At 65.0% G+C, this 8,836-nt stretch carries 9 protein-coding genes and 1 pseudogene; all 10 read right to left on the bottom strand.

Translation table 11 applies throughout. From position 1 onward, the window contains the following. Positions 1-288 (bottom strand): annotated as a pseudogene (locus tag WA904_RS00050) (ABC transporter permease); the annotation flags it as partial. A gap of 116 nt (positions 289-404) precedes the next feature. Beyond that, positions 405-1,508 (bottom strand): BMP family ABC transporter substrate-binding protein, encoded by a 1,104-nt coding sequence (locus WA904_RS00045; protein WP_425195096.1) that lies wholly within the window; start codon positions 1,506-1,508, stop codon positions 405-407. Between the two features lie 69 nt (positions 1,509-1,577). Then, positions 1,578-1,955, bottom strand: a complete 378-nt coding sequence (gene hpxZ / locus WA904_RS00040; protein ID WP_425195095.1) for an oxalurate catabolism protein HpxZ — start codon at positions 1,953-1,955, stop codon at positions 1,578-1,580. Between the two features lie 8 nt (positions 1,956-1,963). After that, a complete protein-coding gene (locus WA904_RS00035; protein WP_425195094.1) occupies positions 1,964-3,361 on the bottom strand; it encodes an AtzE family amidohydrolase in 1,398 nt (465 codons plus the stop codon). Continuing rightward, positions 3,358-3,579, bottom strand: coding sequence for an AtzG-like protein (locus WA904_RS00030; RefSeq protein ID WP_425195093.1), 222 nt, complete (start codon positions 3,577-3,579; stop codon positions 3,358-3,360). Before WA904_RS00030 ends, WA904_RS00035 begins: the two co-directional genes overlap by 4 nt. A 14-nt stretch (positions 3,580-3,593) precedes the next feature. Beyond that, the gene (locus WA904_RS00025; RefSeq protein WP_425195092.1) at positions 3,594-4,415 is read right to left on the bottom strand and encodes an ABC transporter ATP-binding protein; all 822 of its coding nucleotides are present in this window, start codon (positions 4,413-4,415) and stop codon (positions 3,594-3,596) included. 149 nt (positions 4,416-4,564) lie between these two features. Next, positions 4,565-5,395, bottom strand: coding sequence for an ABC transporter permease (locus tag WA904_RS00020; RefSeq protein WP_425195091.1), 831 nt, complete (start codon positions 5,393-5,395; stop codon positions 4,565-4,567). Between the two features lie 88 nt (positions 5,396-5,483). Further along, the gene (locus tag WA904_RS00015; protein ID WP_425195090.1) at positions 5,484-6,482 is read right to left on the bottom strand and encodes an ABC transporter substrate-binding protein; all 999 of its coding nucleotides are present in this window, start codon (positions 6,480-6,482) and stop codon (positions 5,484-5,486) included. 40 nt (positions 6,483-6,522) lie between these two features. Further along, entirely contained in the window at positions 6,523-8,238 is a 1,716-nt protein-coding gene (gene atzF / locus WA904_RS00010; protein ID WP_425195097.1) for an allophanate hydrolase, read from the bottom strand. A gap of 364 nt (positions 8,239-8,602) precedes the next feature. Next, positions 8,603-8,836, bottom strand: a 234-nt coding sequence (locus tag WA904_RS00005) for an MFS transporter (protein ID WP_425195089.1), incomplete at its 5' end; no start/stop codon positions are given.

Here is an 8,836-nt window from a genome sequence, read left to right as displayed (position 1 = left end):
GGCCAGCCCCGCGCAGGCCAGCCCGCCCAGCACCAGCGCGCCCTCGCCGCCAATCACCACCAGCCCGGCGCGTGCCGGAATGGCCACGCACAGCGCCGTGAGCATCAGGGGTGCGGCGCGCTGCAGCGTGTTCTGCCACGAGTACCAGTCACCGAAGGCGCCCTTGAACAGCAGCAGCCAGACCTCCAGCGGATTGACGCCGGCAAACCAGACGAAGACGCCGAACAACAGCAGCGCGGCTGCGATGGCAGCGCTGGGCAGCAGGAAGTTGGCGAGGGAATGGCGCATGAGCTTGGCGTCAGCGACCGACGTGCCTGTTCAGGGCCATCGCGGAACCGGCTTTGCCGGGCCGCAGGTGGTGCCCCCTTGAGGGGGAGGCGCCGCAGGCGCTTCGGGGGTGTTCGTCAAACACTGCCGACGACGCCTTCGACCAGGTAGTTCATCTTCTCCAGCTCGAGGTCGGTCTGCTTGAAGACCTTGCCCGCCGGAACGATGGTGCCGCCCTTGTTGTCCTTGAGCGGACCCTTGAAGATGTCAAAGCTGCCGGCCATCATCTGCGCCTTGATGCCGTCGGCCTGCTTTTTCGCGGCATCGGTCACCATGGGGCCGTAGGCCGAGGTCTTCACGTAGCCGTCTTTCAGGCCACCGCGGATGAAGTTGGGGTGCGGCTTGCCGCTGCGTGCCGCCTCAATGAAGGTGGTGTAGGCCGTGAGCCAGTTCCACTCGGCACCGGTCAGGTAAGCCTGCGGAGCCAGCTTGGCCTGGCTGGCGTGGTAGCCGCAGACCATCTTGCCGCGCTTGGCGGCTGTTTCCACGATGACCTTGGGGCCGTCCACGTGCATGGTGAAGACGTCCACACCCTGGTCGGCCAGGCTGTTGGTGGCTTCGGCCTCCTTCACGGGCATCGACCAGTCGCCGGTGAAGATCACGCTGGTGGTGATGCCGGGCTTCACGGAGCGTGCGCCCAGGGTGAAGGCGTTGATGTTGCGCAGAACCTGCGGAATCGGCTTGGCGGCGATGAAACCGATCTTGTTGCTTTTGGTCATGTGCCCGGCAATCACGCCGTTCAGGTACTGGCATTCCTCGATGTAGCCGAAGAAGCTGGCGGCATTTTTCGGGTGTTTGCCCTCGGTCCAGAGCCCGCCGCAGTGGGCAAAGCGCACATCGGGAAACTTGGGCGCCACGGCCAGCACATGCGGATCGAAATAGCCGAAGGAGGTGGGGAACACCAGGGTGGCGCCGTCCTGCGCAATCATGCCGGTCATGCTTTTCTGCACGGCGGCGGTCTCGGGCACATTCTCTTCTTCAACCACTTTCACGCCCGGCATTTTCTTGAGCGCAGCGGCGGCCTCGGCCTGGGCCTGGTTGTAGCCGTAGTCGTCGCGCGGGCCGACGTAGATCACGCCCACGGTGATGGGCTTTTGCGCAAACGCCAGCGGGCTGGCGGCAGCAGCGCCGAGCGCAGCCAGGGTCTTGATCGAATCGCGGCGATTAAGGAAGTTGCTCATGGTCAATGCTCCAGGGTTAAAAGGTTGAAGGGTTGAGGGTTAAGGAGTCAAACGGTCAGGAAATGAAATTCAGTCAAGAAGACTCACATGGGCGGCGACCACGCGCCAGCCGTCGGGCGTGCGCAGCCAGGTCTGGCTCTGTCGGCCGCTTCTGGCACTGCCGGTGCGCTGGAACTCGACATTGGCGGTCGCCATGTCCTGGCCATAGGTGGTGATGACGGACTTGAGCAGCGTGCGCTCCAGCCCTTGCGCGGGGCGCCCAGCGCGGAAGGCCTGGATGGCAGCGTAGCCGTAGAGGTTTTCCGTGGCGCCATAACGCAGCGTATGCGGACTGTTCCAGAACAGCTCGTCGAGCACGGCCACGTCATTGCCCGTCAGGGCTTTTTCGTAACGCTGGAACTGGGCCGTGACTTCGGCCAGAACATCGGGAAGGTTGATGGCAAGCATGGCTCGGCTTAAAGCTGGACCGGCTGGACGCGGGCTACGCCGGCATCACTGAGGATTTGCGCTGCGCGAAAAGCCAGGTCTTCGCGCCAGGGTGCGGCGATCAGCTGCACACCGACAGGCAAACTGCCGGTGCCGGTAGGCCACAGCGGCGCTGTAACAACCGGACAGCCGGCAAAAGAAACCGGTTGGGTCAACAGACCCAGGGAAGGCCGGCAGGGCTGCTGCGTGCCGTTGATATCCAGCCATTCGGTGCCGATGGCCGGTGCGCTGACCGGCGTAGCGGCGGCGAGCAGCACATCCCAGTCGCGAAACAGCGCGTTGACCTTGTCGCGGTAGGACCGGCGAAAGCGCTGTGCGCGAAGATACCAGTCCACCGGCTGCAGGGCACCGGCAATGAAGCGATCCACCGAGAGCGGTTCGAAGTCGTCGGCACGGGTACGCAGGTCACTCAGGTGCAGGCTGCCGCCTTCGCTTGCCGTGATGATGAAGGCTGCGGCTCGTGCCAGAGCGGCGTCGGGCCAGGTCACCTCGGCGTTCGCGCCCAGGGTGGTGGCGGCCAGCGCCACCACCTCACGCGCCGCGGGCGTGGCGTTGTCGTGAAAGTAGCCGCCCAGCACGCCGATGCGCAGGCCCGCCGTGCCGCGTCCGAGCAGCGGTACGACCGGCTGCACGCGCAGGGCCTGGCAACCCGGGTCCAACGCATCGGGGCTTTGCAGCACATCGTAGGTCAGCGCCAGGCCGGCGAGGCTGTCAGCCAGTGGCCCCAGGTGATCAATGCTGTGCACAAACGGATAGCTGCCCCGGCGCGACAACCGGCCGAAGGTGGGCTTGAGGCCCCAGACACCGCACAACGAGGCCGGCACGCGGATGGAGCCGTTGGTGTCCGAGCCGAGCGTGATGGGCACCTGCCCGGCGGCCGCCGCGGCACCGGAGCCACCCGAGGAACCACCGGCGATGCGCGTGAGATCGTGCGGGTTGCGGCAGGGTCCGTAATGCGTGTTCTCGGTGGTGAAACCGTAGGCGTATTCATCCATGTTCAGCCCGCCCAGCAGCACGGCGCCGGCGGCCTTCATCTGCCGGACCAGAAAGGCGTCGGATGCAGCGGCCGGCTCACCGCGGTTGACGATGGAGCCGGCCAGCGTCACGACCCCTTCGATGTCGAACAGATTTTTCACCGCATAAGGCACGCCGGCCAAAGGCCCCAGGGGCTGCGAGGCGGCCCGCCGCGTATCGACGGCATCAGCTTCGGCACGGGCGCGCGCCTGCGTTTTTTCCGTGAAGGCGTTGACCCGGCCGTCGGTGGCTTCGATCCGCGCCAGGCTGGCGTCGAGCAATTCACGCGCGCTGACCTCGCCGGAGGCAACGGCTTTGGCCATGGCGGCAGCATCAAGTACTATTGTTTTCATAGCTGTTCGTGCCCGTCATCATTGGACGGGAAGGCTGCCGGCCTGTATATCTCGGCAAGCTCGTCATGCGCCGCCAGTGGCGCGGCTTCCAGCAGCGCCGCCATGGCGGCCGTGCGCTGCAGGTTGGCCGCCACACGGTGGGTACGCGCCGCATCCAGTGGCAGCTTCAGCAACGCAGCCATGGTTTCGACGTAAGCCAGCATGCGGGTGTCGTTCATGGTTGCCCTGCCGTTCAACGCCGGACTTCGCGCTGGAAGATTTCCAGGCTGCGCTTCCTGGCGCTGATGAAGCTGGCCTCGGACAGCGTTTCCACCGTGCGCGGGCGCGCATCGCCATACGGCAGGATTTCGGCCACGCGGGTGGGCCGCTTGGTCAGCAGCAGCACCTGGTCGGCCAGGTAGACGGCTTCTTCGAGGTCGTGCGAAACCAGCAGCATGGTGGTGCCGGTCTGCATGAACACCTCCTGCAGCTTTTCGCGGATGAACAGCGTCATCTCGAAGTCGAGCGCAGAAAAGGGCTCGTCGAGAAACAGCACCTCCGGATTGGGCGCCAGCGCACGCATGATCGAAGCCGTCTGCTGCTGCCCGCCCGAAAGCTCATACGGGTAACGCTTGAGATCGAACTTCACATCGAACGACGCGACCAGCTCGGCCATACGCCTGTCCACTTCGGCCTTGGACTTGCCTTCGAGCTTGAGCGGATAGGCGATGTTGTCGATGGTGCGCATCCACGGGAACATCGCTTCGCGGTAGTTCTGGAACACATAACCGATCTTGGTGTCCTTCAGCGACTTGCCGTCGAACAAAATCTCGCCAGCGTCGATGGGCACCAGCCCGGCAATCATGTTGATCAGCGTGGACTTGCCGCAGCCGTTGGGGCCGAACACCGAAACGATCTTGTGTTTCGGGATGTCGAGGTTGAAGTCTTCATACAGCGGCCACCCGGCAAAGTACTTGGTCAGGCCGCGAATCGTGATGTGCGTGCCGGCTGGTCCAGGCTGGAACTCGCGCACGGGCACATCGGCAAACACCGGCGCATTGATTACAGCGGACATGACACGCTCCCATAAATTTCATGTTGAGGAACCCTCCGCGAACACGTCCCCTTCAAGCAGGGGCCGCGGAACCGGCTTCGCCGGGCCGCAGGCGCAGCGGCCCCCTCGGGGGGCAGCGCAGTACGCGAAGCGACAAGCGTGGGGGCCATCTACCTGCCACTCCAGTGAACAATCCGGCGCTCGACAACCAGGAACAGGATGTTGAGCGCGTAACCCAGTGCACCGGCGGCCAGGATGGAGGCGTACATGTCTTTCACGTTCATGACCTGCTGCGAATTGATGATGCGGTTGCCCAGACCACTGTCGGCGCCGATGAACATCTCGGCCACGATCACGATGACGAGCGCCATGGACACGGCCGAGCGCAGACCGACAAAACTCGGCTGCAGGCTTTCCCAGATCAGCACGTCCTTGAACACCTGCCAGCGCGAAGCACCCATGACCCGCGCCGCCATCACGCGCTGCTTGCGCGCGTTGATCACACCGTAGGCACTGTTGAATACCACGATGAGCAGGGCGCCAAATGCGGCAATCGCCACCTTGTTGATGTCGGACACGCCGAAGATCATCAGGAACAGCGGAATCAGCGCGGAGGAGGGTGTGGAGCGGAAGAAGTCGATCAGGAACTCGACGCTGCGGTAGGCCTTCTCCGAGCTGCCCAGCAACACGCCCAGGGGCATGCCCACTGCAGCGGCAATCAGGAAAGCCTGGACCGTGCGCCACACGGTTACCAGAAAGTCCTTGAGCAGCGGGCCACCGGCCAGGCCGTTGACCAGCGCCCCCATGGCGTCGAGCGGCGGTGGCAACAGGATGGCCTTGATGAAGCCCAACCGCACCACGAGGTCCCAGACGATGAACAGCACCACCGGACCGATGAAAGGCAAGGCCTTGCCCCAGGCCGGCTTGCGCGGCGCGGCGCCAGCCGTATTGGCAGCTGGCGGGGCCCAGGGCTTGGTGGATGCGGCCGGCGTATCCATCATGTCGCCGCCGGGCCGCCCCAAGGCGACATGCGCCCCCCTGGGGGGCAGTGCAGCCGCGAAGCGGCAAATGTGGGGGCTCTCATTTCATTCAGCCCTTGTAGAGCATGGAGTCCACCATGAGGCGCGACGTGAAGATACCTTTCTCCGAGAACAGGTCGAAGAACTTCTGGAAGTGCGCCACGTCGGCCGGCTTGAACTCGTTGTACATCATGTACGCCGCCAGCGGCACTTCGCCGGTCAGCGCGCCTTCGATAGCGGTGTAACCCTTGAGGTACTGGCGCGCCTCGACCGACTTGCTGCGCACGTAAGCCACGCCCTTGCCATAGGCCGCAACGAATTTTTTGGCAGCGTCGGGGTTCTTCTTGATGAAGTCCGAAGACAGCGAGGCCGAACCACCAAACCAGGGGGCCATCGGGTCGCCCAATACGTACCGCGCGATCACGCCGGCCTCGAGCACACGGGTGGTGCCGTTCATGCGGCCTATGGTGCCGGTGGGCTCGAGCGTGTAGGCGCCGTCGATCTGGCCGGCAGCGAGTGCGGCCACGTGCTGGCCGATCGGCAGCTCGACCACGGTCGCACCCACGGCACCGCCGCGCTCCAGCACGGTCTTGGCCAGCGTCACGTTCTGGATGCCCGGGCCGGAGCCGACGCGCTTGCCCTTGAGGTCAGCCATCACCTTTGCGGGGCTGGCCACCGGCACGATGACCTCGTCGAGAACGTTTTTCACATTGCTCGGGTTGGAACAGAAAATCTTGAAGGTGCCTGGCTGGGCGAGCTCTCCGATGGCGATGTTGGCCGAGCCGGTGCCGTTGGCGGTGCCGTCAGAACGGCCCGAGAGCACGGCTTCCATCACCTGCTGGGCGCCCGCAAACTTGAGCGGCTCGACGTCAAGCCCGGCTTCCCTGAAGTAGCCCAGCTCGATGGCCGAATAAAACGGCAGGCCTGCGGCAATGGGCCAGTAGCCGATGCGGATTTTGGGGCCCGCCTGGGCGCGCACGATGGCGGGCGCGCCCAGCACACCCAGTGCTGCGCTGGCTGCGCCGGCCTTCAACAGGGTGCGGCGGGTGGAATGGCTGGCTTGGCTCATGAGTCTCTCCTGGAAAAGTGATGGATCAAAGTAAAACGGGTCACAGCCTGGCGGCTTTCAACGAAGCGACGTAGGCGCGCCATCCGCCCAGGTGCGAAATGTCCTGCGCGGCGTGCAGGGCTTCGGCTTCGCATAAAAAGCCCTGAACCGTGCTGCCGTCGCCAAGCTCCAGCGTGCCTATGCCCAATGGCGCAGGCACCAGCGCCACAAAGGAGCCATAAGCGCCCAGCGGCATGTCCCAGATCTCGAGGGCAATACGTGTGCCCTGGCCGGCCGCCACACGCAACAGGCCGGGCTTGGGCGGTGTGGTCCCGGGCAGGGCAAACAGCCTGTAGTGCGGCGCGGTTTCAGCGGCGCCGACAAGGGTGGCGCCGCGTTCGGTCAATTGGCCATTCAGGGGCATGCCGGACAGGTGTGCGCCCACCACCGCCACTTTCACTGTGGCCGGCTTGCGAATGCCGGCGATGGGCCGCATGGCAGGCAGGGGTGCACCGGTGGCGCCTTGCGTCAGGCCGGTGGCATGGTGATAACGCTGGCCCAGCTCTGCCAGCTGCCAGTCGCTGCCGCAGGGTGCGATGAGCGTGATGCCAAAAGGCAGGCCATCGGCGCGCATGGCACTGGGCACCGACAGCGCCGCGTAGTCGAGCAGGTTGACGAAGTTGGTGTAGGCACCGAGCTTGCGGTTCAGTGCCACGGGGTCCTGCCTCATCTGGGCAATCGTGTAGTGCGTGGGGGCCGTCGGCACCACCAGCAGGTCGATGCCGGTCCACATGACATCGGCCTGCTGGCCCAGGCGTTTCAGTTCGGTCTGCACCGCGTACAGGTCCGCTGCGCTGTAGGCGCGGCCTGCGGCGATGATGCTGCGCACCGGCTCGATCACCTCGTCCTCATGGGTATCGAAGAAGCTGCGGACGGCGGTGTAGCGCTCGGCCACCAGTGCGCTCTCATACAGCAGCGCCGCCACCTGCGCCAGCGGTGCGAAGTCGATGGGCACCGGCATGCCGCCCAGGGACTGCAGCCGCGCCACCGCCTCTGCAAACGCGGCTTCGGCGGCGCTGTCGCCGTAAAACTCCAGGCTGGCCGGGACACCAAAATGGAAAGCCGCTGGAAATGATTCACTGGCAAGTGCCAGCTGCCGTGAATAGGGGTCGAGCACGTCATGGCCCATGGCGCTCTCCAGCACCTGCACCGCCGTGGCCACGGTTCGCGCAAAGATGGACACGCAGTCCACGCTTTGCGCCGCAGGCACCACACCGCGGGCGCTGATCAGGCCACGCGAAGGCTTGAGGCCGACGATGTTGTTGAGGCCGGCCGGCACGCGGCCGGAACCTGCCGTGTCGGTGCCCAGCGCAAAGTCCACCTGACCGGTGGCCACCACATAGGCCGAGCCGGAGCTGGAGCCACCCGCCACGTAGGCGGGGTTGAGCGCGTTGGGCACCGCCCCGAACGGTGAACGGGTGCCGTTCAAGCCGCAGGCGAACTGGTCGAGATTGGTTTTTCCAAGCAAAGATGCACCAGCATCGAGCAGCTTCTGCACAGCAAAGGCGCTGACCGCCGGCGTGTAGGCAAAAGCCGGGCAGCCGGCGGTGGTTGGCAGGCCTGCGGTGTCGATGTTGTCCTTGACCGCAAAGGACAAGCCCGCAAGCGCCCCGGACGAGACCGCCGGCGTGCCCGCTGCCGCTGGCGCAACGCGGCAGATCCAGGCCTGTGGCGCCAGCGCCTGGCCGCCCGCAGAGGCGGACGCGTGTTCCGGCAAAGAGGGCTTGCCGGTCACATCAGGGGTTAATGAAACTTGCACCAATTTGAAGCATCCATACTTGTGTACAAGATGAGATGCAAGGCGCATGCCAGGTCGTTGGAGCGACCCGTGCACGACGTGTGCTTCCGGCCTGGGAGTTGTTGTTTACCTCTTGTTTGCTATCAAACAAGTAGCTGTTAGCGACCGTTCAGCAAGGGCTGGAGGCCGATTCCGCTTTCACACGAGCGAGCCAGGCCGGCGGGGGCTGCCGCAGGCTGCCCTGCAGGCGCAAGGCCCGACACAGCCCTTCTGGAGGCACAACCGATGCACAGACCTTGCACGCAATGTGGCCCGGTCCGGTGCGGCGTTTAACTCTCCAATATCAACTCTCCAGCACCAGGCGTGTCACCACGGGCGGTGTGTCTCCCAGATGGAAAGCCAGCTTGCGGTCGCGCAGCGCCACATCGCCCGCTGTCACGCGGTCAAAGCGGCGCAGGTGTTCGGTCCAGGATTCATCGGTGATCTGTTCGATGTAGCGCCCCGGATCGGAGATGTCGCGCAGCAGCTCCCAGGCCAGGGCGCCCCGGCGCAGCCGGCTGCGCCGGCTTTCCTGCAT

The sequence above is a fragment of the Polaromonas sp. genome (assembly GCF_049790275.1).
Classification (GTDB): Bacteria; Pseudomonadota; Gammaproteobacteria; order Burkholderiales; family Burkholderiaceae_C; genus Polaromonas.
Note: the sequence above shows the minus strand (reverse complement) of the source record. Positions and strands in the feature narration are given on the sequence as shown.